Source organism: Cellulomonas sp. Root485 (assembly GCF_001426705.1).
In the GTDB taxonomy this organism is placed as follows: domain Bacteria; phylum Actinomycetota; class Actinomycetes; order Actinomycetales; family Cellulomonadaceae; genus Cellulomonas.
Window position 1 is genome coordinate 588,971 of record NZ_LMFC01000002.1, and the last position, 24,916, is coordinate 613,886.

Below are 24,916 nucleotides of genomic sequence, written 5' to 3' on the forward strand. Positions count from 1 at the left end.
TCATCCCTTGAGCGCACCCGACATGAAGCCGCGCACGTAGTGTCGTTGGAGCAGGAGGAAGAGCACGATGCAGGGCAGCGCGAGCACGACGACGCCCGCCTCGGTGGCGCCGTAGTCGACGACGCCCTGCACCTGGCCGCGCAGGTTGGACACGGCGAGCGGGAGAGTCATCTTGTTGGAGTCGTTGATGAGGATCAGCGGCGCGAAGAAGTCGTTCCAGGCCGCGAGGAACGCGAACAGCCCGACGGTGATCAGGCCCGGGCGGACCGCCGGCAGCAGCACCCGCCACAGCGCCGAGAACGACGAGCACCCGTCGACCATCGCGGCCTCGTCCAGCTCCCGCGGGATCGACTCGAACGAGATCCGCATCATGAACGTCGAGAACGGCAGCTGGAACATCGTGAGCACCAGGGCCACCCCGACCAGCGAGTTCTGCAGCCCGAGCGTGTTGAGCAGCACGTAGAGCGGGATCAGCAGGGTCGCGTACGGGACCATGAGGATGGCCAGCGTGAGCATGAACAGGGCGTTGCGGCCGGGGAACCGGAACCGCGCGAACGCGTAGCCGCCGAGCGTCGAGATGAGCAGCGTGAGCACCACGCACAGCCCGGAGACGAACACGGAGTTGAACAGGTACTGCCCGATGCCGGCCTGGTAGTGGGCGAGCGTGACGTAGTTGCCGAAGCCCCAGCCGTCCACCTGACCGGTGCCGGGGTGCGGCGACACGGAGGCCACCGAGGTCCACACCAGCGGGAACAGGAAGATCACGGCGAGCGCGCCGGAGAACACCCAGAACGGTGTGCGCAGCGCGAGACCGGCGATCGTCGTGGGAGGTGCGGACCGGTGCGTCGGGAGGATCGCCGGGACGTCGGCGTCGGGGTGGTTCTGCACGCTGGCGATGGTCATCGTCGGCCCCTCAGCTCTCGTCCGAGCCGCGGAAGGCGCGGAGCTGGACGACGTTGATGACCACGAGCGCGGCCAGGACGAGCACGGAGAGCGCCGCGGCGACGCCCAGGTCGTTCTGGCCCTGGAACGCGACCGAGTAGATGAGCTGGACCACGGTGATGGTGCTGTTGTCCGGGCCGCCCTTGGTGAGGATGTAGAACTGCTCGAACGCCAGCAGCGACCCGGTGACGCACAGGATCGTGGTCAGCGCGAGGGTCGGCTTGAGCAGGGGGATCGTGATCTTGCTGAACGTGTGCCACCGGTTGGCGCCGTCCATGCGGGCCGCCTCGTAGATGTCCCCGGGGATCGACTGGAGCCCGACGAGCATGAGCAGCATGTAGAAGCCTGCGTACCGCCAGACGATGAGGAACAGCGTCGAGGCCAGCGCGGCGTCGGGCGAGCCGAGGAAGCTCCAGCCCATCCGCTCCATGAAGGGCGCCAACGGTCCGGCCAGCGGCGAGTACAGGACGTAGAAGAGCAGCGACGCCGACGCCAGGCCCAGCGCGCTCGGCACCAGGAACGACGTGCGCAGGAACCCCTTCCAGCGCGACGACTCCTGCACCATCAGCGCCAGGCCGAGCCCGAGGGCGATCAGCAGGACGGTCGCCAGGATCGTGTACTTCAGCGTGAACACGACCGAGTCCACGAAGAACCGGTTGTCCACCGCGGCGGTGAAGTTGTCGGGGAAGTTGATGCCCTGGTCGCCGGAGAGCAGCGGCCACTTCGACGCGCTCATCCGGAACACCAGCGCCAGCGGCACCACGAACAGGACGAGGACGAACAGGGCGGTCGGCGACGCGTAGGCCCAGCCCCGCAGGCGGTGGCCGGTCCTGCGCGTCGTGCGGGGTGGTGCGGGAGTGGCCGTCTGGACGGTCATCGGGGTGTGCCTCTCGTGCGGTCTTCCGGGGGCGGGAGGTGGGGTGCCGCGGCGTGACGGCACCCCACCAGTCAGGCCTACTGCCCGAGGACCGCCGTGATCTCGTCGTTGTCCGCGTCGACGTTCGCCCCGTCGCCGAGGACCGCGTCGCGCACGAGGGTCAGCCAGGGGCTGCTGGGTGCGTTGAACGCCTGCTGGAAGTTCAGCGCGACGGGGGTGTCACCCTGGCCGGCGACCTCGTTGATGGTCACCAGGCGCGGGTCCTGGGCGGCGTACTCGTTGTCCGCCAGGTCGGCACGCGACACGACGTCGTTGTTCTTGGCCAGCACGCCGACCTGCGCGTCCTCGGACATCATCCAGGACAGGAAGTTCCAGGCCTGGGCCGCGTTCTCCGAGTCCTTGGAGACGCCGATGCCGTCACCGCCGACGAACGTCGAGGCGCCGCCCTCCGGTCCGGGGATGCCGGACACGCCGACGTCGAAACCGGTGGTCGACGACAGCAGCGTCGCCGGGTAGAACATCAGGCCGACCTTGCCCTCGGTGAAGCCGGCGGTCCACGTCGGACCGGCCTCGTCCTCGGACGACGGGAGCACCGCGCCGGAGTCCCAGAGGTCCTTCCACGTGGAGTAGATCTCCTTGGCCGTGTCGCTGTTCAGCAGCGACTCGGTGCCGTCCTCGTTCATGACCTGCTCGCCGTCGGCCCAGACCGACGGGAACCAGGTGAAGACCAGACAGCCGCCGCAGTTCAGGCCGGTCGCCGTGCCGTACGTGTCGGGCTTGTTCAGCGCCTGGACCGCCTTGGCGGCCTCGGCGTACTCGGCCATGTTCGCGGGCGCCTTCTCCGGGTCGAGCCCGGCCTCGGCGAACAGGTCCTTGTTCCAGAACAGCATCGACAGGTCGAGCACGAACGGCAGGACGTGCTCCTTGCCGTCGGCGGTGCCGGCCGCGAGGTGGCCCTTGTTGATCTCGTCCTTGAAGCTCAGGCCGTCGATCTGCTCCGTCAGGTCCTGGAACAGGCCCTGCTGCACCCAGTTGGGCACGTAGACGATGTCCGCGGCGAACAGGTCGGGCAGGCCGTCCGAGCCGGCGGCGGCGCCGACCTTGGCGACGTAGTCGTCGTTGGGCACGACGGTCAGCTCGACCTGGTTCTCGTGCGAGTCGTTGTAGGCCTCGACCAGCAGCTTGGCCTGCTTCTCCAGGGGTGCGCGGGTCCAGAGCGTCAGCGTGGTGCCGTCGTCGGTGCCGTCCGGGCCCGCCGTCACGGCCTCGTCGCTGCCGCCGCCGTCGTCGGCACTGCTGCACGCCGCCAGACCGACCAGCAAGCCGGCCGTCACGATCCCGGCGGCCAGGCGGGTGCCTGCCGACCGGGTGCGGGTGATCCTCATGGGCGTCTCCTCGTGCTCTTCGTCGAGCGGGTGCCGTCGTCGGCACCCCGGGGTTCATGGCGCGAAACCCTTGTCGGTGTCCGCGGATCGGAGGGGGCGCACCGGCCGGTCCTGCGAAGCCGATCTGGCGCCCTGACGTGCACGCCTAGAACGATCCCGACGAACCGGCCCGATCCCGAAACAAGCCGAAAAGGTTTTCTGAAGATAGAGCGGTGGGCGGTGGCGCGTCAACGGGGTGCTGCGGTTACAGTTCGATCACGAACGGCATTCGCCCCACGAGGAGGTGGTCCCGGTGGCCCGCGTCGAGCAAGCCCGCGCTGTGACGCTCTCCGACGTCGCGCGCCTCGCCGGGGTCTCCGTGGCGACCGCCTCGAAGGCGCTCAACGGGCGTGACCAGGTCAAGGACACCACCCGGCAGCGGGTCGTGGAGGCAGCCGAACGGCTCGCGTTCAGTCCCAACCCGCTCGCCCGCGGCCTGCTCGCCGGGCGCACCGGCACCGTCGGCCTGCTGACCAGCGACCTCGAGGGCCGGTTCGTCATCCCGATCCTCATGGGGGCCGAGGACGCGTTCGGCGCCGGCAAGGTCAACGTCTTCCTCTGCGACGCCCGCGGGGACACCATCCGCGAGCAGTACCACCTGCGGGCGCTGCTCAGCCGCCGCGTCGACGGGCTCATCGTCGTCGGCCGGCAGACCGACCCGCGACCGTCGCTCGGGCACGCCATCCCCGTCCCGGTCGTCTACGCGTACGCCCCGTCCGACGACCCGTCCGACCTGTCGATCACCCCCGACAACGTCAGCGCGGGCCGCATCGCCGTCGAGCACCTGATCGCGTGCGGGCGCACGCGCATCGCGCACATCACCGGCGAGCCCGCCTACGCCGCCGCCCGCGACCGCGCCGACGGCGTCCGCGCCGGGCTGCACGCCGCCGGGCTCGAGCTCGTCGGCGACGTCATGTACAGCGAGTGGTCCGAGGGGTGGGGTCGCGACGCCGCGGCCGTGCTGCTGACCCGGCACCCCGACATCGACGCCATCCTGTGCGGCTCCGACCAGATCGCCCGTGGCGCCCTCGACACCGCCCGCGACCTGCGCCGGACCGTCCCCGACGCCCTCGCGGTCATGGGGTTCGACAACTGGGAGGTGCTGACCACCAACTCCCGGCCCGAGCTGACCAGCATCGACGCCAACCTGCAACAGCTCGGACGCACCGCCGCCCAGCGGGTGTTCGCCGCGCTCGACGGCGTCGACACCGGGTCGGGGACCGAGTACGTGGCCGGCCGCCTGGTGATCCGGGGCTCGACGGTCGCGAAGCGGTAGAGGTCCTACGCCGCGACGCGGTGACTCGACCCCAGTAGACGGTCCAGGTACGGGTTGCTGAAGACGCCCGTGGGGTCGGCCTCGGCGCGGACGCGCTGGGCGTCGCCGAACCGGGGGTACAGCGCGCCCAGCTGCTCGGCCTCGAGCCAGTGCATCTTGCCCCAGTGCGGCCGGCCGCCCACCTGGGCGACGATCCGCTCGACGGCCGCGAAGTACCGCGCGTACGGCAGGCGCAGGTACTGGTGCACCGCGACGTACGCCGTCTCGCGCCCGTGCGCCGTCGAGAGCCACAGGTCGTCCGCCGCGGCGAACCGCACCTCGACCGGGAACGGCACGCGCTCGCCGCTCGACTCGATCCAGGCGTCGATCTCGGTGAGCACGTGGACCAGCTCGTCGCGCGGGACCGCGTACTCCATCTCCCGGAACCGCACCCGGCGGGGGGACACGAAGACCTCGGCCGACGGGGCCGTGTAGCGGCGCGAGGACAGGGCGCGTGCGGCGAACCCGTTGATCGACGCCGTGGTCGACGGGGCCAGGGTGGCGACGCCGTTCGCCAGCGAGAAGACCGCGTTGGACAGGAGCTCGTCGTCCACCCACGCGCGCAGCCGCGGCAGGGGGACCACGACGTCGTCGGGCACGCGGTTGTTGCGCTTGGTCAGCGCGCGACGCGTGTGCGGGAACCAGTAGAACTCGAAGTGGTCGTTGCCCTCGACGAGGCCGTCCGGGCCGTCGAGCTGCTCGAGCACCTCCTCGAGCGGCCACGGCTCCTCGCGGGCCTCCAGGCGGTAGGCCGGCACCACCTCGAGGGTGACGGCGGCGAGCACGCCGACGCTGCCCAGGCCGAGCCGGGCCAGCTCGAACAGCTCCGGCTGCTGCGTCGGCGAGGTCTCGACGACGTCGCCCGTGGCCGTGACCAGCCGGGCGCCGACGACTTGCGTGGCCAGCCCGCCGAGCCGCGCGCCGGTGCCGTGCGTGCCGGTCGAGATGGCCCCCGCGATCGACTGCTTGTCGATGTCGCCGAGGTTGCGCATGGCCAGACCGCGGTCCGCCAGGAGGGTGTTCAGAGCCCCCAGCCGGATGCCGGCACCCACGGTGACGTGCGTCGTGCCGTCGTCCTGGGGCGCGACACGCTCAAGCGCGTCCACCGAGTCGAGACGGATGTGGACGCCGTCGGTGACGGCGACGGGGGTGAAGGAGTGGCCCCCGCCCAATGCCCGGACGCGCAGCCCCTCGGCCGCGCCCCCGCGCACGGCTGAGGAGAGTTCTCCCAGGTCACGGGGGTGCAGCACCCGGCGAGGCGTCGCACGTGCGGTGCGCGCCCAGTTTTGCCAGTCGCCGGATGTCGACAGTCGTCCCATAATGGTGACAGGTTGTCTTGGTCGGTTGTCCAAGTCAAGTGCGTCAAGTCCTTGACTATCGTGACAAGTGCTATTGAACTGTGCACTGGGGGAGGCGTCGGCCTCGCCCACCGGGCGGTGGTCGGCCGGTGGGGCCGTCGCTAGAGGGAGGGGAACCCTGTCATGAACCGCTTGCCTGTGGCCGAGAGGCGCGAGCAGCTGATCGAGGCTGCGCTCGCCGTCGCGAGCCGGGACGGCATCGACGCCGCCACCGTGCGCGCCGTCGCCGCAGAGGCCGGCGTCTCGCTGGGGGTCGTGCACTACTGCTTCCAGGACAAGGACGAGCTGCTGCGTGCGATGGCGCACGCCATCACGTCGGCCAACCTCGAACGCAGCCTCGGTGAGCTACCGCCGGAGGCCGACGACCCCGAGTCCGTCATCGAGGGTGTCATCGACGCCCTGTGGGCAGGCATCCGCGACTCCCGCGGCCCGCAGCTGCTGAGCTATGAGCTGACGACGTCCTCGCTGCGGCACGCCGAGCTCAACCAGGTCGCCATCGAGCAGTACCGCGGTCAGTGGGCGGCCGCCGAGCAGGTCCTGGACCTCGTCGAGCGGTCGGCTCACGTCAGCTGGTCGGTCCCGCGGGGCACTCTCGCGCGCACGGTCGTCGCGGTCATCGACGGTTTCTCCCTCGCCTGGCTCGTCGACGGCGACAGCGAGGCAGCCCGCGCCGGGCTGCAGGGCTTCGGGCGCTTCCTCGCCACGGTGGCCGTCCCGTCCTCGCTCGAGGCCGATGCCGCCGCGACCCTCGCGTGAGCGCCCCTGCTGCTGAGTCGGCCCGTCGCGCCCGGATCGCGGTCTCGGCCGGGTTCGCCGGCCAGGGCTTCGCCTACGCCACCGTGCTGACCAGCCTCGAGGGGTTCAAGGACCGGTACGGCATCGACGACGGGCAGGTCACCCTCGTCGTGCTCGGCGTCTGCCTCATGGCCGCGGTCGGCACGGTCGTCGCCGACCGGGTCGCGCGCACCGCCGGGGGAAGCAGGATCGTCCTCGGAGCGGGCCTCCTCATCGTCGCCGCCGCCGTCGTGGTCGCGGCCGTGGCCCCCGTCTTCGCCGTGCTGGCCCTCGGGTTCGCGGTGTACGGCGTCGGGCTCGGCATGGTCGACGCCGGCACCAACATGCAGGCCGTGGCCATCCAGCGTGAGTACGGCCGGTCCCTGCTCACCGGGTTCTACGCCTCCTGGTCCGTCGGCGGCATCGCCGGCGCCGTCTTCGTCGCGGCCACCGTCGGTCGCACACCGACCGACCCGGTCGCGGTGGCGCTGCTGGCCGGGACTCTCGTGGCGGTCCTCGCGGCGGTCGGCGTGCTGCGCGCCGGCTGGCGCGTCACCGTCCCGGTCCGCGCGGACGGCGTCGCGAGGCCCGACGAGGCCCTGGCCCTGCCCGTGTCGGGTGGCGGCAAGCCCGTCGTCCCGTGGGGGGCCGTCCTCCTGCTCGGGCTCGGCGTGGTCGCGTTCTACGTCGCCGACACCGCGATCTCCACCTGGAGCACGATCTACCTCGGCGACGTCCTCCTCGCCGCCGCGTCCTTCGCGCCGCTGGGCTACGCCGCGTACCTCACGACGACCCTCGCGTCGCGGCTCGCCGGCGACCCGCTCGTGCGGCGGTGGGGCCGCGTGGTCGTGCTGCGCACCGGGGCGCTCGTCGGCGCCGCCGGGCTCGTGCTGGTCGTCGCGGCGCCCGGACCGTGGGCCGGCCTGGCCGGGTTCGCGGTCGCCGGTGCCGGCCTCGGCGTCATCGCGCCGCTGTGCTTCTCCGCCGCCGGGGACCTCGCTCCGGGGCACGCGGACGCGGTCGTGGCGCGGCTCAACGTCTTCAACTACGTCGGTGCGGTGCTCGGCGGCGTGCTGGTGGGCGCCATCGGCAGCACGTCGTCGCTGCACTACGGTTTCGTCGTGCCGATCGTGCTGGTGGTCGTCGTGGCGGTCTTCGCCGGCCGCTTCGGCGTGACCCGGCACAGCGGCGCACCCGTCACCGCCGGAGCCGGTGCATGACCCGCACCCTCGGCGAGCGTCTCGACGAGGCGACGCGGGGTCTGGCCGCCCCTCTGGCCGTGGTGGACCTCGACGCCCTCGACGCCAACGCGGCCGACCTCGTGGACCGGGCCGGCGGGACGCCGATCCGCGTCGCCAGCAAGTCCGTCCGGGTCCGGCACGTGCTCGATCGCGTGCTCGCGCTGCCCGGGTTCGCCGGGGTCATGGGCTACAACGTGCGCGAGGCGCTCTGGCTGGTCGCGCAGGGCGTCGACGACGTCCTGCTGGGCTACCCGAGCGTCGACACCGGCGCGCTGGACGCCCTGGCTGCCCACCCGGTCGCCGCCCGCGCCGTCACGCTCATGGTCGACGACGCCGCCCAGGTCGAGCTCGCCGCCCGAGCGGCCGACGCCCACGGCACCACGCTGCGCCTCTGCATCGACGTCGACGCCTCCCTCAAGGTGCGGTTCGGTCCGGTCGCCGCACACCTCGGCGTCCGGCGCTCGCCGGTGCACTCCGCGGCCGACGCCGGAGCGCTCGCCGCCGTGATCGCCCGCCGGTCCGGGGTCGACGTGGTCGGCGTCATGTTCTACGAGGCCCAGGTGGCCGGGCTGCCCGACTCCTCGCCCGCCGTCCGTGCCGTCAAGCGGCTGTCGATCCGGGACCTCGCCGTCCGCCGCGCCGCGGTCGTCGACGCCGTGCAGTCCGCCGTCGGGCACGAGCTGTCGCTGATCAACTCCGGCGGCTCCGGCTCCGTGGCGTCCAGCGCGGCCGACCCGGTCGTCACCGAGGTCACCGCCGGCTCCGGCCTGTTCGTGCCGACCCTGTTCGACGCCTACCGCTCGTTCGTCCCCCGGCCCGCCGCGTTCTTCGGGCTCGATGTCGTCCGCGTCCCCGGCCCCGGCTTCGCCACCGTGTTCGGCGGCGGCTACATCGCCTCCGGTCCCGCCACGAAGTCCCGCCAGCCGCGTCCCGTCTGGCCTGCCGGGCTGGCGCTGACCAGCCGCGAGGGCGCCGGCGAGGTGCAGACGCCGTTACGGCTGTCGAGCGGCGCGGACCTGCGCGTCGGGGACCGGGTCTGGTTCCGGCACGCCAAGTCCGGCGAGGTCATGGAGCGCTTCGACCAGGTCCACCTGGTCCGCGGCACCACGATCGAGTCCACCGTCCCCACGTACCGCGGCGAGCACCACACCTTCGGCTGACCGTTCCTGCGCGCAACGTCCGCACATCCGGTCGCCAGGACGCGCGAATCCGCGCGGACGTCCCCGCGCTTCCGGCCCAGCGTCCGAGCATTCGGTCGTCAGAGCGCTTGAATCTGCGGACGTCCTCGGTGCTGCCGCGACGTCCGCGTTGGAACGTGCTTGGAGGCCTCTCCTTTGCGGACGTTCGCGAACCCTCATCCGTAGCGTCCGCACTCGTAGGCGCTGGGGGGCGTCGTTGTGCGGACGTTGCGCGGGTGAGTGGGTCGGCGTCGGGGGTTGTGGGGGTGCGGGAGGCGGGAGGGTTCCGCGCCGGTAGCCTTGACCGGTGACCCTGCGCCTCTTCGACACCGCGACCCGGACGGTGCGTGACTTCGTCCCACTCGTGCCGAACGAGGTGGGCATCTACCTGTGCGGGGCCACGGTGCAGGCGCCGCCGCACATCGGGCACCTCCGCTCGGGCATCGCGTTCGACGTGCTGGTGCGCTGGCTGCGCCGCACGGGGCACCGCGTCACGCTCGTGCGCAACGTCACCGACATCGACGACAAGATCCTGGCCAAGGCCGCCGACGCCGGTGAGCCGTGGTGGGCGTGGGCCGCCACGAACGAGCGGGCGTTCACTGCGGCCTACGACGCCCTCGGTGTGCTGCCGCCCAGCTACGAGCCGCGGGCGACCGGCCACGTGCCGTCGATGGTCGAGCTGATGGACCGCCTCGTCGAGACCGGCCACGCGTACACCACCGGGCCTGGCGACGTGTGGTTCGACGTGCGCAGCTACCCCGAGTACGGCGCGCTGACCAACCAGCGGGTCGACGACATGATCCCCGCGCCCGACGGCACCGTCGACGACGACGCCAAGCGCGACCCCCGCGACTTCGCCCTCTGGAAGGCCGCCAAGCCGGGCGAGCCCGAGACGGCCTCCTGGGACACCCCGTTCGGCCGCGGCCGGCCGGGCTGGCACCTCGAGTGCTCGGCGATGGCGCAGCGGTACCTGGGCGAGTCCTTCGACATCCACGGCGGCGGCCTCGACCTGCGCTTCCCCCACCACGAGAACGAGCAGGCCCAGTCGCGGGCCGCCGGCTACGGGTTCGCGCAGTACTGGCTGCACAACGGCTGGGTCACGCAGAGCGGCGCCAAGATGAGCAAGTCGCTCGGCAACGGGCTGCTGGTCACCGTCGTGCTGGCCAAGGAGCGCGCGGCGGTCCTGCGCTACGCGATGACGGCGGTGCAGTACAGCTCGATGCTCGAGTGGACCGACGACACCCTGCGCGAGGCCGAGGCCACCTGGGACCGGCTCGCCGGATTCGTCGAGCGCGCCGCCGAGAAGGTCGGGGTGGCCGACGACGCCGAGGTCGCGGGCGCCGAGCTGCCCGCCGAGTTCGTCGCCGCGATGGACGACGACCTCAACGTGCCCGCCGCGCTCGCTGTCGTGCACGAGCACCTGCGCACCGGCAACTCCGCGCTCGCGCGCGGTGACCTGGACGAGTCCCGAGACGCGATGGTGGTGCTGCGGGCCATGCTCGACGTGCTGGGCCTCGACCCCGGCGGCAGCCAGTGGCGCGCCCACGGCAGCGACGCGCGCTACGCCCGGGCGCTCGAGGCCGTGGTCGCCGCCGAGCTGGAGGCCCGCGCGCAGGCGCGCGCCGCCCGCGACTTCGCCACGTCCGACGCCATCCGGGACCGCCTCGCCGCGGCCGGCATCGTCGTCGAGGACTCATCTACCGGAGCGCGCTGGTCACTCGCCGCGCGTGCCGACACCGACCACCGAGACGAGGGCTGAGCCCCGCGAGAGCGGGCGGCTCGGCTCCACACGAATGGAGAACTGAACATGGCCGGAAACTCTGAGCGCCGCGGCGCCGTCCGCAAGGGCGGCTCCAAGAAGGTCGCCAGCGCCGGGACGGGCGGCAAGAACCGCCGGTCCCTCGAGGGCAGGGGGCCGACGCCCAAGGCGGAGGACCGCGAGTACCACCCCGCGCACAAGGCGAAGCTCGCCGCGGAGCGCCGGGCGGTCGCCGGGACGCGCGGCACGTCGGGACGCCAGTCGGCCGGCGCCAGCCGGAGTGCGGCCGGGTCCAAGGGCGGGCGGAAGAGCTCGACGCACGAGATCGTGTCCGGCCGGAACTCGGTGGTCGAGGCGCTCCGCGCGGGCATCCCGGTCTCGACCGTGTACATCGCGTCCCGCCTGGAGGGTGACGACCGCACGCGCGAGATCATCAGCGCCGCCGGGAACTCGAACTACCCCCTGCTCGAGGTCAGCCGGTCCGAGCTCGACCGCCTCACGGACGGGTCGGTGCACCAGGGTGTCGCCATCCAGGTGCCGCCGTACGCGTACGCGGACGACGACGACCTGCTGGACGCCGCGGCGGAGACCGACCGACCGGCGCTGATCGTCGCGCTCGACGGTGTGACCGACCCCCGCAACCTCGGGGCGGTCCTCCGGTCGGCCGGCGCGTTCGGCGCGCACGGCGTGCTGGTGCCCGAGCGGCGCGCGGCGGGTGTGACGGCGTCGGCGTGGAAGGTGTCCGCGGGTGCTGCGGCGCGCGTGCCGGTCGCGCGGGTGACCAACCTGGTGCGCACGCTGCAGGGGCTCAAGGCGGCGGGCGTGTTCGTCGTCGGGCTGGACGGCGGCGGCGACGTGTCGATCACCGACCTGCCGTACGCGACCGACCCGCTGGTGCTGGTCGTCGGCTCCGAGGGCAAGGGCCTGTCACGACTGGTCCGCGAGCAGTGCGACGCCATCGCGTCGATCCCGATCGCGTCGGCCGTCGAGTCGCTCAACGCCGGTGTCGCCGCGGGCATCGCGCTCTTCGAGGTCGCCCGGCAGCGCAGCAGCTAGCCGATGATCTGGTCCGGGTCGATGGCCGGGAACATGTCGGTGTCCGGGATCTCGCCGGCCTGCACGCCGAGGATCGCCTGCTCGTCGGGGCGCGTCGGCAGGATGTTCTTCACGTAGCTCTTCGCGGCCTGCTTCATGGGCACGTCACGGCCCTGCTGCTCGGACAGGTACCAGCGGTGGTCGAGCAGCTCGTGGTAGATCTGCGCGGGCTCGAGCTTGCCGCGCAGGTCCCGGGGGACGCTGCGGACGGCGGGCTCGAAGATCTCGGTGAGCCAGTCGTGCGCGACGAACGACTCGTCCTCGCGTTGCCGGTCGGTGGCGGCACGGAACTCGTCGAGGTCGTTGAGCAGGCGGCGGGCCTGGTTCTCCTGCACGTCCAGGCCGGTGAGGCGCATGAGCCGACGGGAGTGGTGCCCGGCGTCGACGACCTTCGGCTGGATCCGGACGCTGGTGCCGTCGACGTCCGTGGTGATGTCGAGCTCGCCGACGTCGAAGCCGAGGTCGTTGAGGCGGTCGATGCGGGCCTGCACGCGCCAGCGGTCCCCGAAGGTGAACGACTCGGACTCCGTCAGCGCACGCCACAGCTCGCCGTACCGCTCCGCGAGGGCGTCCCCGATGGCGACGGCGTCGACGTCCTCCTCGAGGAACTCGCCGGCCTGCAGGTCCATGAGCTCGCCGATGATGTTGACGCGGGCGACCTCGAGGTCGTAACCGCGCTGACCGTCGGACAGCCGGTCGTGCAGGTCGCCGGTCTCGGCGTCGACCAGGTACGCGGCGAACGTCTCGGCGTCCCGGCGGAACAGGGTGTTGGACAGGGACACGTCACCCCAGTAGAAGCCGACCAGGTGCAGCCGGACCAGGAGCACCGCGAGCGCGTCGATGAGGCGGGTCGCGGTGTCGGGGCGCAGGGACTGGCTGAACAGCGCGCGGTACGGGAGCGAGAACTGCAGGTGCTGGGTGATCAGCACCGCCTCGAGCGGCTCGCCGTCAGGGTCGCGCCGGCCGGTGATCACGCCGACCGGCTCCACGCTCGGCACGTCGAGCCGGCGCAGCTGGCGCAGGAGCTCGTACTCCCGGTACGCCACCGTCTCGCCGATCTCCTTGACGGCGATGACGCGGCCGGACATCTTCGCGAACCGCACGATGTGCCGGGAGATGCCGCGGGGGAGGGCGGCGAGCGTCTCGGCCGGCCACTCCTCCAACGGGATGTGCCAGGGCAGGTCGAGCAGTGCAGGGTCGGGCGAGGCCGCGGTGATCTGCAGGCGCTGCGGCGTCGGGCTCATGGGTTCGATCCTCTCAGAGAACGCCCACAGGGCAGCCTGACGAAAGCGACAACGGGCCGCCGGAAACACGAGCAGGGCGGTCCCGGCCGAAGCCGGAACCGCCCTGTCGGGTGGTGCGAAGGTCAGGCCTCGATGCGCTGGCCCGAGCCCGCGTGGAACAGGTGCGTCTCGCCCTCGCGGATCCGGACGTAGATCGTCTCGCCCTTGGAGGGGACCTGGCGCGGGTCGACGCGCACGATGACCTGAGCGTCGCCGGCACCGGAGTGCACCGCGTCGGCGTGGCCGAACTCGTTGGTCAGCGAGCCGTAGACGAACGCGTCGGAGCCGAGCTCCTCGACGATGTTCACGATGACCGGGATGCCGTCCGGCGTGCCGGCGGGCACGACGTCGAGCGACTCGGGGCGGAACCCGACCGTGACGTGGTTCTTGTCGTCGTCGGTGAACTGGCTGATGACCGAGCGCTGGACAGCGACGCGGGCGCGGCCCAGGTTGGCGACACCGTCGAGCACGGGGAACGTGCCGATGTTCATGGCCGGCGAGCCGATGAAGCCGGCGACGAAGACGTTGGCCGGGGTGTCGTACATGTCGCGCGGCGTGCCGACCTGCTGCAGGAGTCCGTCCTTGAGGACCGCGATGCGGTCACCCATGGTGAGGGCCTCGGTCTGGTCGTGCGTGACGTACACGGTGGTGACACCGAGACGACGCTGCAGCGACGCGATCTGCGTACGGGTCTGGACGCGGAGCTTGGCGTCGAGGTTCGACAGCGGCTCGTCCATGAGGAACACCTGGGGCGAACGCACGATGGCGCGGCCCATGGCGACGCGCTGACGCTGGCCACCGGAGAGGGCCTTCGGCTTGCGGTCCAGGTACTGGGAGAGGTCGAGGATCTTGGCAGCCTCCTCGACGCGCTGACGGATCTCCGCCTTGGGGGTGCCGGCGATCTTGAGCGCGAAGCCCATGTTGTCGGCGACCGTCATGTGCGGGTACAGCGCGTAGTTCTGGAACACCATCGCGATGTCCCGGTCCTTCGGCTGGACGTCCGTGACGTCGCGGTCGCCGATGAGGATGCGGCCCGCGTTGACGTCCTCGAGCCCCGCGAGCATGCGGAGCGAGGTGGACTTACCACAACCGGAGGGGCCGACGAGGACGAGGAACTCGCCGTCCTCGATGTGCAGGTCGAGCGCGTCGACCGCGGGGCGCTCGGTGCCCGGGTAGACCCGGGAGGCCTTGTCGAAAGTGACCGTTGCCATGGCTGATCAATCCCTTCACCGGCAGGTACGTGCCGGACGATCCGTAGTGAAGAGTGTCAAGAGTGTCCTCGATGACACGGGCCCCTGAAGGAGGGATCCTTCGGTGGCCCGCGGTCATCATGCCATACCGGTGTGGAACGTCCACACCCGGGTGTGACGAAGGACACTGACCCCGCTGTCACCCCACCAGGACCCCGGACCCGTCCCGGAACCTCACCAGGAGCCGCCCGGCGTACTCGCTGACCTGGTCGACACCGCCCGGGTCGCGGGCCAGGTGCCGGGCGACGTCGGCCACGCTGGCGAGCCGTCCGTCGGCCCGGTCGAACCCGCGCAGGGTGCGGTCGGCGGTGACGACGACGACGAGCGAGCCGTCGGTGCCCACGTACACCGGGGGTGCGCCGACGTGCGCGACCCAGCGGGCCACGCCCGACCGGGCGTCGAGGGCGCGGACCTCGTGACCCTGCGCGACGTGCACGACGCCGTCGACGAGCAGGGCCTCGCCGGTCGTGCCGGTGAGGCGCCAGAGCTCCTCCCCGGACGTGGCGTCACGACCGACCAGGGAGGCTTCGCCGGCGGCCTCGCTGTCCGAGAGCAGCACCACGTCGGGCGCGCTGCCGTCGTCGACCGCGAGCCGGGCCGGCCGCTCGCCCACCGCGGTGCGCGTGCCGTCGCGGGTGACGAGGATGCCCGCGGGGACCGCGAAGGCCCGCCACGGTGTCCACACCAGCGTGCCCGCGCGGGCCAGCTCCGCCCAGCCGTCGGACTCGACCGTCACGTCGCCGCGCGGCTCCCCGTCGGCACCGAACAGCCAGGCGTGCCCGCTGTCGGTCAGGAGCACCCGGTCCTCGTCGCTGGTCAGGTCGGCCCGGGAGCGGATCACGCGGTCACCGAGGCGCACCGCGTGGACCTCGGGCACCAGCGGGGTCCGTCCTTGCCACCGCACCTCGCCGGTGGCGGGGTCGGTCGCGGTGAGGGTCCAGCGCACGGCACCTGCGGCGTCCCGGTGCGGGGTTGCGACGACCAGGTGCGACCCCGTCGCCGACCACAGCGACCCGGCTGCCAGGCTGATGGTCGCCAGGCTCGCGCCGGTCGCCGGGTCGAGCACGAGCAACGGGGTGACGGCGCCTCCGGTGGCCACGGGCGAGACCTCCGCCGCGCAGACAGCCAGGGGGCCGTCGGCGGAGGTCGTCGTGGTGCAGCGCACCCAGACGGCGGGGAACTCGGAGCGTCCGCCCGGCGGCAGCGCGTCGTCGAGCGAGTACGGCACGGACCACAGGACGTCGCCGGTGTCCGGGTCGGTGCCGCGCAGGTCGACCCCGCCGAGGTGGTACCGCGCGCCGATGGCCCAGCGCCCGGTGGCGTCGTCGGCGACGAGCGAACCCGCGCTCGGCGCCCACGGTCGCAGCGCGCCCGGCGGGTCGTGCAGCGGGCTGAGCACGCCGGGCACGTCGGCCAGGTACTCCAGGCGCTCGCGCTCGCGGGCGTCCAGCACCGTCTGCACGCCGACGAGCGCGAGCACCAGGGCGGCGCCCGCACCGGCCAGCCAGGCGGCGTGCCGTCGTACCCACGTGGGCGCCCGGCCCGTGCCCGCGTCCTGCGGCCCGATGAGGCCTTCGTCGTCCAGCTCGACGGGGGCGAGGTGCGCGTGCGTGACCGTGGAGGCCATGGTCAGCCCAGGACCGCCACGGCGCCGGTGTCCATCCACACGTACAGCCGGGGGTCGTGCCAGCCCGACTGGAAGCCCTGCACGAACACCGCCGACCGGTCCCCGGCGACCTCCTGCGCGAGGTCCGCGGTCCACGCCAGCGCGCCGTCGCTCAGCGTGTACGCCTCGAGGGTCACGCCGGGGCCGGGCAGCAGCAGGTAGCGGCCGTCGGTCGACAGCTGCTGGGGCATGTGGTCGATCTCGGTGGTCCACAGGACGTCACCCGTGGTGGCGTCCACCGCGAGCAGGGTCTCCGTCGTCGCGACGTACACGGTCCCGTCCAGCAGGAGGCCGGTCACGATGGTGCCCGCGACGTGCCACAGCACCGCGCCCGTCGCCGCCGAGCGACCGGAGAGGCCGTCGGCGCCCCCGGGGGCCTGCCCCACCGTGAAGAGGACGTCGGGCGCGGACCCGTCGTCGACCGCGAGCCAGCCGGCGGTCTCGTCGATGGGGACCCGGGTGCCGTCGGCGAGCAGCAGCGTCCCGCTGTAGGCGGACGACGTCCACGTGCTCTCGATGAAGACGCCCGACCGGGCCCGCTCGAGCCAGGAGCTGTCGTCGAGCTGGACGTCGAGCCCGGGTTCGCCGGCCGCCGAGAGGACCCAGGCGTGCGCGTCGACGGTGAGGACGAGGTCGTCGTCGAACGCCTGGAGCGACGCCGTACCGCTGGGCTCCTCGTCACGTGCGGCCACGGTCCGGGGAGTCGTCCACGTCCAGCGCGCAGCGCCGCTGACGATGTCGGTCGCGCCGACCTCCCACCGGCCCGTGGCGTCCGGCACGGGCTGCGCGACGACGAGGCTGTCGTCGACGAACGCCAGCCCCCAGCCGCCCTCGACCTCGCGGTCCGCCAGCAGCCGGCCGTCGGCCGGGTCGATCACCCAGACGGACGACGGCGGGATGCCTCTGACCTCCTCGCCGAACTGCTGGGAGACGCACGCGGCCACCTGCGACTCCCCGTGGGGGACGGCGCTGCAGGAGATCCACAGCTCCGGTGACGCGCTCGTCGGGGTCGGCTGTGGGGTGGGCAGGTCCACCGGGGTGCGCCACGCGACCGCGCCCGTGCCGGGGTCGAGACCGACGATCACGGGGTTGCCCGACGCGTCCTGCACGCCCCCGACGAGCCGGTCGTCCACCACCGCGCCGGACTGGAGCACGGGTGCGAGCTCCGGCCCGGCCCGCCAGAGCACCCCGATCGACGCGTCCACCGGCGGCACGATCCCCGGGATGGCGGCCAGCGCGGCCACCCGGGCGTCCTCGCGATGGTCGAGGACGAGCTGGGTGACGGCGAGCGAGCCGATGACGAGCGCGACCGACGCGACGAGCCAGGGAGCGTGCCGGCGCACCCAGGTCCGTGCCGCGAGGACGTCGTCGGACACGTCCTCGACCTCGAGCAACGGCTCCGGCACGCGCGGGCCCGGGCGGGAGCGGCCCTGTTCGAGCTCGTCCACAGCCTCGACGAGCTCGACCTCGCGCATGCGGCCGGGCATGAGGCGCACGCTACGCCTCGGTCCCAGCACCGACCAGCAGAGGGCGGGTGAGGTCCTACAGCCCGTCGGCGAGGGTCGCGAGCGCTGCCACGAGCTCGTCGGGGCCGTCCACCCGGTACCGCGCGGCCGTCGTCCCGTGGCCCACCTTGACGGTCACGTCGTCGTCGCGGAGCGCCTCGAAGGCGTGCTCGTCGGTGACGTCGTCGCCCGCGTACAGGACCACGGGTGCGCCGAGCTCGTCGCGCAGCGCCGTGAGCGCCTCGCCCTTGCTCGCCCGCAGGACCGAGATCTCGACGACGTCCTTGCCGTGCAGGACGCCGGAGCCGAGCCGTTCCCCGAGGGCGATCGCCTCCTGCTCGGCGGGTTCGGCGACGGCCGGCTCGGCGAGGCGGGTGTGCACGACGACAGCGGTCGGCTTGGTCTCCACCCACACGCCGTCCCTGCCGCGCGCGATCCGTGCCGCCTCCGCGCCGAGCGACGCCAGGCGGTCGGCCTGCTCGTCGGTCAGCTGGACGACGTCACGGTCGAGCCCGAACGTGGTCACGCGTGCCCGCTCGGCCCCGTGGCTGCCGATGAGGAACGTGCCCGCGGGCACGTGGGCGAGGACGTGCAGGTCGTGCATGGCCCGGCCGGACACCAGCGCGAGCGCGACCCCCGACGTCCCGGCGAGCCGGGCGAGCACCTCGACGCCCGCCGGGAGGATGCGTGACGCGGACGGGTCGTCCTGCAGCGGGGCGAGGGTGCCGTCGAAGTCGAGGGCCACCAGGAGCGGGCGGCGGGCCGGGTCGTCCGCGAGCGCGGTCAGGGCCGTGCGCAGCGCGTCAGTCACGGGAGGCTCGCACGGGGACGGCGTTGAGGGCGGCGAGGAAGTCCTCGGACCAGGCGACGACGTCGTGCCCGAGCACCCGCCGCCGCAGCCTGCGCATGCGTTTGCGTGACTCGCGGGCGTCCATGTGCACGGCGTACGTGATCGCGTCCTTCATCCCGTCGATGTCGTGCGGGTTCACCAGCACCGAGCCGGTCAGCTCGTCGGCGGCGCCCGTGAACTCGGAGAGCACCAATGCGCCGCGGTCGTCGGACCGGGCCGCGACGTACTCCTTGGCCACCAGGTTCATACCGTCGCGCAGGGCCGTGACGAGCATGACGTCCGCCGCGAGGTAGAGGGCCGCCATCTCCTCCATGGGGAACGACTGGTGCAGGTACTGCACGGGCGCGTGGCCCACCTGCCCGTAGTCGCCGTTGATCCGGCCGACGAGCAGCTCCACGTCGTCGCGCAGCTGCTGGTACGCGCCCACGTTCTCCCGGCTCGGGCTGGCCACCTGGACCAGCGTGGTGCTCTGCGGGGAGAGGCGGCCGTCGAGCAGCAGCTCGCCGTACGCCTTGATGCGGTGCCGGATGCCCTTGGTGTAGTCGAGCCGGTCCACGCCCAGGAGCAGGAACTCGGGGTCGCCCAGCTCGCGGCGGATCTGCAGGGCGCGCTCGCGGACGGCGTCGGTGCGGGCCAGCTCGTCGAACGCGTGGGAGTCGATCGAGATGGGGAACGCCGCGGCGCGGACGTGCCGGCCGGGGCCCCTGTGCCCCTCGGCCTCGTTCAGCGTGACCATCTGGCCGCGGGTGGTGAGGTCCGTGAGCCGTCGCACGATGCGCACGAAGTTGGCCGCGTCGCCCGCCCGCTGGAAGCCGACCAGGTCCGCGCCCAGGAGCCCCTCGATCACCTGGACGCGCCACGGCAGCTGCGCGAACAGCTCCAGCGGCGGGAACGGGATGTGGTGGAAGTACCCGATGCGCAGGTCGGGACGCAGCTCCCGGAGCATCTTCGGGACCAGCTGGAGCTGGTAGTCGTGGACCCAGACGGTCGCGCCCTGTGCAGCCTGGTCCGCGGCCGCCTGCGCGAAGCGCCGGTTCACCTTCTGGTAGGAGTCCCACCACTGGCGGTGGAACGCCGGGGGCTCGATGACGTCGTGGTAGAGCGGCCAGAGGGTGTCGTTGGAGAAGCCCTCGTAGAACTTCTCCAGGTCGTCCTCGGTCAGCACGACCGGGATCAGCTCGGTGCCGTCCACGTCGAACGGCTCCAGCTCGAGGTCGGGTGAGCCGCCCCAGCCGACCCACGCGCCGGACGTGCTCGCCATCACCGGCGCGAGCGCCGTGACGAGACCGCCGGGGGATCGGGTCCAGGTGGGTTCGCCGTCGTCGTCCAGGCTCACGTCCACGGGAAGACGGTTCGCGACGACGACGAAGTCGTAGCCGTGCGCGGGCGCGTCGGAAGGCAAGACATCAACTCCTCGGGTCGTGACCGACCCTATCCGTGCAGGTCGAACCGCGCGTTGCCCAGCAGTCTGCGCGGGGCGGCGGATACGGTGCCTGGATGGAACGGATCGGGCTGGAGCCGGGCTCGGAGATCGGGGGCTACACCGTCGTCGCCCCGCTCGGCTCGGGCGGCATGGGGACCGTGTACCGCGCCGTGGACGGTGGCGGCGACGCCGTCGCGCTCAAGCTGCTGCACCCGCACGTCGGGTCCGACGCGGTGACGCGGGACCGGCTGCGCCGCGAGGTGCACGCCCTGCAGAAGCTCAAGCACCCGGGAGTCGCCGCGGTGCTGGACGCCGAGGCCGACTCGACGGAGGCGTTCCTGGTCACCGAGCTGGTGGCGGGCGACAACCTCGAGGAGCACGTGCGCGAGCGCGGCACGCTCGACGCGGAGGAGCTGCTCGACCTGGCCGAGGGGCTGCGCGACACGCTCGTCGCGGTGCACGGCGCCGGCGTGGTGCACCGTGACCTCAAGCCGTCGAACGTCATCATCGGCGACGACGGCCCCGTGCTCATCGACTTCGGGCTCGCGCAGGCCGCCGACGACTCCAAGCTGACCTCCGACGGACTGGTCCTGGGCACCCCCGGGTACCTGGCGCCCGAGCTGCTGGACGGCGAGGAGCCGGACGACGCGTCCGACTTCTGGGGCTGGGCGGCGGTCCTGGTGTTCGCCGCCACGGGCCGGCCCCCGTTCGGCTCCCGCCCGCTGGAGGCGGTGCTCGCGCGCGCCCGCTCGGGCGACGTGGACCTCGACGGCCTCGGGCCGTTGACGGCGACGGCGCTGCGTGGCGCGCTCGCCCCCGACGCGGCGGACCGCACCGCCCCGGACGACGTGGTCGCCGCGCTCACGCTGGTGGTCGCGGAGGGGGAGCCGGTCGCCGACGAGACCGAGACCACCGTGCTGACCGCCGACGACGTGGTCGGGACCACGGTGCTGGGCCCCGAGCCCGCGACCGTGGCGGTCGCGCCGGTGGTTGCAGCCGCGGCCGTCGCGCCGGTCGCGGCAGCCAACGACGGGCAGACGCGGGCGTTCGACCCGACCGCGGTCGACGAGCCGGAGGACGAGGAGTGGGAGGACGACCCCGAGGGGGTCGACTGGATCGAGGAGGACCTCGACGCGTCCGAGGAACCGGAGCCCGAGGGATCCGGCTACGAGCGCCCACCGGCGCTGCGGCGCTGGGGCACCCTGCTCGCGGCCGCTCTGCTGCTGGGCTCGGCCGGCGCGCTGTACCCGGGGATCGCCCTCGTCGTGTTCGTGCTCGTGGTGGTGGTCGTGCGGACGATCGGCTCCACCGTCGAGGCCATGTACGGGCGGCGGGAGCGGGCCGGCGTCCGACGCTCGGACCGGCCGATCGCCGTCGCGACCGCGCCGTGGCACCTGCTGCGCTCGGTGGTCGGGCTGCTGCCGTCGCTCGTCGTCGCCACCAGCATCGTCGTCATCGTGCTCGGGGTGTCCTGGTGGCTCATCGGCAACGACCACTGGACCGTGGGAGGTTCACCGTCCGGCCAGGAGCCGCAGGGACTGACGGCCACGATCCTGGTCGGGGCGCTCGTGCTGATCGGCGCGGCCGTCGTCTGGTGGGGTCCGTTGTCCCTCATGACCCGCACCGGCGCCCGGCGCGTGCTCGCGGTCGTGGCCCCGGGGCCGCTCGGAGCGCTCGTCGCGACCGTCATCCTGCTGGCCGCGTCGGCCGTCTTCATCGTGCAGATCCTCACGGGCGCACCGATCACCTGGGCGCCGCTGCCCACCCCCGTGCTGCCCTAACCGATTTGGACGGACGGTTTCCCGTCTCGCGATGCGGGACCCGCCTGGCGTGTCGAGCACTCACCCTCTTGGGTGAAGGCTCGGTGACCGGGGGGAGGCGCACACATGTCCGCAGAAGCAGAGGCCGAGGTCGTCGCGGGACGGCGCAGCAACGGTGACGTCGTGCGTTTCGACCACCGCAACGGGGCGCTCGGGGTGTTCCGCGGCGACGTGATCGTGGCGTACTTCCGTCCCGACGAGGGCTACGAGTACTTCCTGCGCGAGATCGCCAAGTGACCGCCTTCGAGGAGGCGTTCACCGCGGTGGTCCGCGCTCGCGGCGTGTGGCGCGACGACACCCCCGCGGACCTGCTCGACCGCTGGGCGAGCTTCGTGGCCGAGTGCGAGCGCGGCTACCGGGGCGACGAGTTCGCGTACGGCAACGAGGCGATGGCCCGCACCACGATCGAGGCCGCGATGCGCGACCCGAGCCTCACGGGCTTCCCGGAGATGGCGGGGTTCCGGCGCCGGGTGATGACGATCGACGCGCGGTTCCAGCCGCTGCTCATGGAGCACGCGTTCCCGGGGATCGACCCCGAGGAGTGGTGGCTGCGCGGGATCGTGCGCCGGGCCGGCGGGCGGCTGGCGCAGGACTGGAAGCGGTCGTTCGGGTTCGACGTCGAGGTCGTCCGACAGCCTCGCGTGACGTGATCACAGCCGCGCGCTCTACGCTGTGCCGCATGATCGCGCGAGGAGGGCCGCACCGGGCCGTCCCGCGCCTGTCGCTGGCCGTCGCGGTCGCGTTCGCCGGGCTCGCCGCCGTCGTCGCCGCCCAGGGCCGGGTGCTGCTGCACGACTGTGTCAGCGCCGCCGGTGTCCTCGGCCCGCTCGGGTTGCGCCTGTCGGTGCTCCGCGACGCCGCGGACTGCCCGGAGGGCACGTACGGGCTGGGCTCGATGTCGCAGGGCGCCGTCGTCCTGCTCACCGTGGCTGCGCCGGTCGCCTCCCTGTACCTCCTGCTCACCGTGTGCGGCGTCGGTCTGTCGGCCCTGCTCGTCCGGGCCGCGCGACAGGTGCGGCTGCTCGTCGGCCGGGCTCTGCGCGGCGCCTGGCGTGCCGCCCGCCCGCTGCCGGTGCCGAGCCGCCCGAGCCTCCAGCCGGGCCCGGTCGTCGCCACCTGGACGGAGCGGGTGCTGGTGGGCGGCATCGCGCGACGGGGTCCGCCGGTCGTGGCCTGACAGCCACCCCGACCCAGTCCGCTGCCCGACCCACGTACCAGGAGCACCCATGCCCACCAACGACCCGCGTCCCACCAAGGCAGTACGCCGCGACGAAGCCCGCGCCAAGGCTGCGCAGATGCGCAAGGAGCAGGAGCGCAAGGCCAGGCGGAACCGCATCCTCGCGATCAGCGGCCTCGTCGTCGCCGTCGTCGCGCTCGTCGCCGTCGTCTTCTCGATCCTCAACCAGAACAAGGCCAACGAGGCCGCCAACTCGAACGTCACCTACGGCCAGGGCGCCGAGAACGTGGTCGCGCCCGCGCTCGACGACGTCACCGCGCCTGCCCCCGCCAACGACAAGGGCGGGATCCCGGTCAGCGGCTCGGGTGGCGACGACGTCGGCACCGCCGGTGACGGCGACGTCGACCTCACCATCTACTTCGACTACATGTGCCCCTACTGCGGCCAGTTCGACGAGACCAACGCCGGCGACCTCGACGCGATGCTCGAGGAGGGCGGCGTGACCATCACATACCACCCGGTCTCGATCCTCGACCACCTCTCCGCGGGCAGCTCGTACTCGACGCGCACGGTCAACGCCACCGCGATCGTCGCGGACAAGTCGCCGGAGCACTTCACCGACTTCGTGACCGCGCTGTACAAGGACCAGCCGGAGGAGGGCACCTCGGGTCGCTCCGACGCCGAGATCGCCCAGATCGCCGAGGACCTCGGCGTCCCCGCGGAGGTCACCGCGACGTTCACGGACACCGTGGACGGCACCTTCGCCACCCAGGACGAGGAGTCCGTCGAAGGCACCTGGCGGATCTTCGCCCCGTGGAGCGCCGCGACGACCGCCCAGGCGGGGACCGACCGGCCCGAGTTCTCGACGCCCACCGTGCTGATCAACGGTGAGCCGTTCCAGGACTGGCAGACCCCCGGCGCCCTGAAGCAGGCGGTCGACGCCGCCAAGTCCTGACCCTGCGGTGACCGGGCGCCCCAGCAACGGGGCGCCCGGTTATCCTGGGCGCGCCCGCCTCCTTAGCTCAGTCGGCCAGAGCACCTGTCTTGTAAACAGGGGGTCATCGGTTCGAATCCGATAGGGGGCTCCACCTCAGCACCGCCGCGGACACCGACGGGCGCTCCGCGCCTACTGCACGGGGGCCCCGCGTGACGTCCGGGCGTTCTCGATCGAGCTCCGCAAGGCGTCGAGCTCGTCGTCCGAGAGGTCGGCCGCACCCTGCTGGAGAAGCGGGACGAGAGCGGAGGCCAACCGGTTGACGTCGCCGGCGCCGGTGATCCCCTCGGACCGGATGACATCGAGGATCGTGAGGCGGATCCTCTCGAAGAACTGGGCCAGCGCGTCCGGGGAGGACAGGACCTGACCGACGCCCTCATGGGCGTACCTCGTGAGCGTGGACGGTCCCCAGGCGTCGCTCGGCGCGAGGTCGCCGAGGTTGTCGCGCAGCGTCTCCGCGATGATCTCCTTGAGCTCCTGGCGGCTGAAAGGCATGTCGTCCTCCTCGTCGTTCCGGTGCAGGTCGGCCTCCGGGTCGTACTCCCAGTGCCACGGCTCGTCCCGCCCGGACCCGCCTTCTTTCGCCCAGCTGGGTTGGTACCAGCCGAACTCGCCACCATGGGCGGTGAGCCAGAGGTACCGCGCGTCGCGGTACCCGTCCGACATGATGAGGTCGGCCGCGAGTCCCTCACTGTGGATGGACCTGCCGGCGCCGATCGCGTCCGCGTCGGTGCCGGACAGCTCGGCCTGCTCCGCGGTCGTGCGGTACCCCGCGAGGGGGAGCTTGTCTGACATGCCGACGAAGTCCTGCCCGGCCGCCCGGGCTGCCGCCGACACCCGGCCGAGTGCGGGCGCTGCGTCGAGGCGCAGCCGGTGGCCGGTCGACGTGGCCGCCAGCTGCGAGTCCGGCAGGCGTCCGTTCTGGTCGCTGATCTTGGCGTGTGCCATGTCAGCCTGCCGATGCACCTAACCGCGTCATAGCGGT

General features: G+C 72.5%; 22 protein-coding genes and 1 tRNA gene. 12 read left to right on the forward strand and 11 right to left on the reverse strand.

Annotated features, from left to right (window positions below; all coding sequences use genetic code 11):
* From ASD16_RS11360 to ASD16_RS11370, 3 genes are all read right to left on the reverse strand, one after another.
* On the reverse strand, positions 1 to 903 hold the full coding sequence (locus tag ASD16_RS11360) for a carbohydrate ABC transporter permease (protein WP_082570783.1): 903 nt from the start codon (positions 901 to 903) through the stop codon (positions 1 to 3).
* A 10-nt stretch (positions 904 to 913) separates the two neighbouring features.
* Complete coding sequence (locus ASD16_RS11365; protein ID WP_055916938.1) at positions 914 to 1,819, reverse strand: carbohydrate ABC transporter permease; 906 nt, start codon at positions 1,817 to 1,819, stop codon at positions 914 to 916.
* Between the two features lie 77 nt (positions 1,820 to 1,896).
* On the reverse strand, positions 1,897 to 3,204 hold the full coding sequence (locus ASD16_RS11370; RefSeq protein WP_055916941.1) for a sugar ABC transporter substrate-binding protein: 1,308 nt from the start codon (positions 3,202 to 3,204) through the stop codon (positions 1,897 to 1,899).
* Between the two features lie 292 nt (positions 3,205 to 3,496).
* On the opposite strand from ASD16_RS11370, the gene ASD16_RS11375 reads away from it, so the two are divergent.
* A complete protein-coding gene (locus ASD16_RS11375) occupies positions 3,497 to 4,519 on the forward strand; it encodes a LacI family DNA-binding transcriptional regulator (protein WP_082570859.1) in 1,023 nt (340 codons plus the stop codon).
* Positions 4,520 to 4,524: 5 nt separating this feature from the next.
* Here ASD16_RS11375 and ASD16_RS11380 read toward each other — a convergent pair whose 3' ends face one another.
* Entirely contained in the window at positions 4,525 to 5,877 is a 1,353-nt protein-coding gene (locus ASD16_RS11380) for a D-arabinono-1,4-lactone oxidase (protein ID WP_055916946.1), read from the reverse strand.
* A gap of 162 nt (positions 5,878 to 6,039) precedes the next feature.
* Here ASD16_RS11380 and ASD16_RS11385 point away from each other — a divergent pair, with 162 nt between their 5' ends.
* The 5 genes from ASD16_RS11385 (at position 6,040) to rlmB (ending at position 11,924) form a co-directional block, all read left to right on the forward strand.
* Positions 6,040 to 6,672, forward strand: a complete 633-nt coding sequence (locus tag ASD16_RS11385) for a TetR/AcrR family transcriptional regulator (RefSeq protein ID WP_055916950.1) — start codon at positions 6,040 to 6,042, stop codon at positions 6,670 to 6,672.
* Positions 6,669 to 7,910 carry an MFS transporter gene (locus tag ASD16_RS11390; RefSeq protein ID WP_055916954.1) on the forward strand — a complete coding sequence of 414 codons (1,242 nt, stop codon included), beginning with the start codon at positions 6,669 to 6,671 and terminating at the stop codon, positions 7,908 to 7,910. Before ASD16_RS11385 ends, ASD16_RS11390 begins: the two co-directional genes overlap by 4 nt.
* Entirely contained in the window at positions 7,907 to 9,091 is a 1,185-nt protein-coding gene (locus ASD16_RS11395) for an alanine racemase (RefSeq protein WP_055916957.1), read from the forward strand. Before ASD16_RS11390 ends, ASD16_RS11395 begins: the two co-directional genes overlap by 4 nt.
* A 325-nt stretch (positions 9,092 to 9,416) precedes the next feature.
* Entirely contained in the window at positions 9,417 to 10,868 is a 1,452-nt protein-coding gene (gene cysS / locus ASD16_RS11400) for a cysteine--tRNA ligase (protein WP_055916960.1), read from the forward strand.
* A gap of 48 nt (positions 10,869 to 10,916) precedes the next feature.
* Positions 10,917 to 11,924 (forward strand): 23S rRNA (guanosine(2251)-2'-O)-methyltransferase RlmB, encoded by a 1,008-nt coding sequence (gene rlmB, locus ASD16_RS11405; protein ID WP_055916963.1) that lies wholly within the window; start codon positions 10,917 to 10,919, stop codon positions 11,922 to 11,924.
* On the opposite strand, the gene ASD16_RS11410 is transcribed toward rlmB, so the two are convergent.
* The 6 genes from ASD16_RS11410 to ASD16_RS11435 all read right to left on the reverse strand — a co-directional run bounded on the left by ASD16_RS11410 (position 11,921) and on the right by ASD16_RS11435 (position 19,919).
* Positions 11,921 to 13,207, reverse strand: a complete 1,287-nt coding sequence (locus ASD16_RS11410; RefSeq protein ID WP_055916966.1) for a DUF4032 domain-containing protein — start codon at positions 13,205 to 13,207, stop codon at positions 11,921 to 11,923. The two genes, rlmB and ASD16_RS11410, sit on opposite strands and share 4 nt — an antisense overlap.
* A 122-nt stretch (positions 13,208 to 13,329) precedes the next feature.
* Positions 13,330 to 14,457, reverse strand: a complete 1,128-nt coding sequence (locus tag ASD16_RS11415; protein WP_055916969.1) for an ABC transporter ATP-binding protein — start codon at positions 14,455 to 14,457, stop codon at positions 13,330 to 13,332.
* Between the two features lie 178 nt (positions 14,458 to 14,635).
* Positions 14,636 to 16,123, reverse strand: coding sequence for a PQQ-binding-like beta-propeller repeat protein (locus ASD16_RS11420; RefSeq protein ID WP_055916972.1), 1,488 nt, complete (start codon positions 16,121 to 16,123; stop codon positions 14,636 to 14,638).
* 2 nt (positions 16,124 to 16,125) lie between these two features.
* The gene (locus tag ASD16_RS11425) at positions 16,126 to 17,649 is read right to left on the reverse strand and encodes a PQQ-binding-like beta-propeller repeat protein (RefSeq protein ID WP_157453899.1); all 1,524 of its coding nucleotides are present in this window, start codon (positions 17,647 to 17,649) and stop codon (positions 16,126 to 16,128) included.
* Positions 17,650 to 17,704: 55 nt separating this feature from the next.
* Entirely contained in the window at positions 17,705 to 18,478 is a 774-nt protein-coding gene (otsB, locus tag ASD16_RS11430) for a trehalose-phosphatase (protein WP_055916978.1), read from the reverse strand.
* Complete coding sequence (locus tag ASD16_RS11435; RefSeq protein ID WP_055916982.1) at positions 18,471 to 19,919, reverse strand: trehalose-6-phosphate synthase; 1,449 nt, start codon at positions 19,917 to 19,919, stop codon at positions 18,471 to 18,473. The genes otsB and ASD16_RS11435 overlap by 8 nt, the downstream gene beginning before the upstream one ends.
* Before the next feature lie 95 nt (positions 19,920 to 20,014).
* On the opposite strand from ASD16_RS11435, the gene ASD16_RS11440 reads away from it, so the two are divergent.
* From ASD16_RS11440 to ASD16_RS11460, 6 genes are all read left to right on the forward strand, one after another.
* Entirely contained in the window at positions 20,015 to 21,721 is a 1,707-nt protein-coding gene (locus ASD16_RS11440; protein WP_055916985.1) for a serine/threonine-protein kinase, read from the forward strand.
* 105 nt (positions 21,722 to 21,826) lie between these two features.
* Complete coding sequence (locus tag ASD16_RS21740; RefSeq protein WP_157453900.1) at positions 21,827 to 21,997, forward strand: hypothetical protein; 171 nt, start codon at positions 21,827 to 21,829, stop codon at positions 21,995 to 21,997.
* The gene (locus tag ASD16_RS11445; protein ID WP_055916989.1) at positions 21,994 to 22,410 is read left to right on the forward strand and encodes a hypothetical protein; all 417 of its coding nucleotides are present in this window, start codon (positions 21,994 to 21,996) and stop codon (positions 22,408 to 22,410) included. The genes ASD16_RS21740 and ASD16_RS11445 overlap by 4 nt, the downstream gene beginning before the upstream one ends.
* A gap of 29 nt (positions 22,411 to 22,439) precedes the next feature.
* Positions 22,440 to 22,937 carry a hypothetical protein gene (locus ASD16_RS11450; RefSeq protein WP_055916992.1) on the forward strand — a complete coding sequence of 166 codons (498 nt, stop codon included), beginning with the start codon at positions 22,440 to 22,442 and terminating at the stop codon, positions 22,935 to 22,937.
* A gap of 49 nt (positions 22,938 to 22,986) precedes the next feature.
* A complete protein-coding gene (locus tag ASD16_RS11455; protein ID WP_055916995.1) occupies positions 22,987 to 23,892 on the forward strand; it encodes a thioredoxin domain-containing protein in 906 nt (301 codons plus the stop codon).
* A gap of 56 nt (positions 23,893 to 23,948) precedes the next feature.
* A tRNA-Thr gene (locus ASD16_RS11460) sits at positions 23,949 to 24,025 on the forward strand.
* A 38-nt stretch (positions 24,026 to 24,063) separates the two neighbouring features.
* Here the strand turns inward: ASD16_RS11460 and ASD16_RS11465 are convergent.
* Entirely contained in the window at positions 24,064 to 24,879 is an 816-nt protein-coding gene (locus ASD16_RS11465; RefSeq protein WP_055916998.1) for a M15 family metallopeptidase, read from the reverse strand.
* Positions 24,880 to 24,916 lie beyond the last annotated feature (37 nt).

Coding starts and splice junctions, on each gene's coding strand:
- ASD16_RS11360 (WP_082570783.1), bottom strand. CDS start 903: ATGACCATCGCCAGCGTGCAGAACCACCCCGACGCCGACGTCCCGGCG.
- ASD16_RS11365 (WP_055916938.1), bottom strand. CDS start 1,819: ATGACCGTCCAGACGGCCACTCCCGCACCACCCCGCACGACGCGCAGG.
- ASD16_RS11370 (WP_055916941.1), bottom strand. CDS start 3,204: ATGAGGATCACCCGCACCCGGTCGGCAGGCACCCGCCTGGCCGCCGGG.
- ASD16_RS11380 (WP_055916946.1), bottom strand. CDS start 5,877: ATGGGACGACTGTCGACATCCGGCGACTGGCAAAACTGGGCGCGCACC.
- ASD16_RS11385 (WP_055916950.1), top strand. CDS start 6,040: ATGAACCGCTTGCCTGTGGCCGAGAGGCGCGAGCAGCTGATCGAGGCT.
- ASD16_RS11395 (WP_055916957.1), top strand. CDS start 7,907: ATGACCCGCACCCTCGGCGAGCGTCTCGACGAGGCGACGCGGGGTCTG.
- rlmB (WP_055916963.1), top strand. CDS start 10,917: ATGGCCGGAAACTCTGAGCGCCGCGGCGCCGTCCGCAAGGGCGGCTCC.
- ASD16_RS11410 (WP_055916966.1), bottom strand. CDS start 13,207: ATGAGCCCGACGCCGCAGCGCCTGCAGATCACCGCGGCCTCGCCCGAC.
- ASD16_RS11415 (WP_055916969.1), bottom strand. CDS start 14,457: ATGGCAACGGTCACTTTCGACAAGGCCTCCCGGGTCTACCCGGGCACC.
- ASD16_RS11420 (WP_055916972.1), bottom strand. CDS start 16,123: ATGGCCTCCACGGTCACGCACGCGCACCTCGCCCCCGTCGAGCTGGAC.
- ASD16_RS11425 (WP_157453899.1), bottom strand. CDS start 17,649: ATGCCCGGCCGCATGCGCGAGGTCGAGCTCGTCGAGGCTGTGGACGAG.
- ASD16_RS11440 (WP_055916985.1), top strand. CDS start 20,015: ATGGAACGGATCGGGCTGGAGCCGGGCTCGGAGATCGGGGGCTACACC.
- ASD16_RS21740 (WP_157453900.1), top strand. CDS start 21,827: ATGTCCGCAGAAGCAGAGGCCGAGGTCGTCGCGGGACGGCGCAGCAAC.
- ASD16_RS11450 (WP_055916992.1), top strand. CDS start 22,440: ATGATCGCGCGAGGAGGGCCGCACCGGGCCGTCCCGCGCCTGTCGCTG.
- ASD16_RS11455 (WP_055916995.1), top strand. CDS start 22,987: ATGCCCACCAACGACCCGCGTCCCACCAAGGCAGTACGCCGCGACGAA.
- ASD16_RS11465 (WP_055916998.1), bottom strand. CDS start 24,879: ATGGCACACGCCAAGATCAGCGACCAGAACGGACGCCTGCCGGACTCG.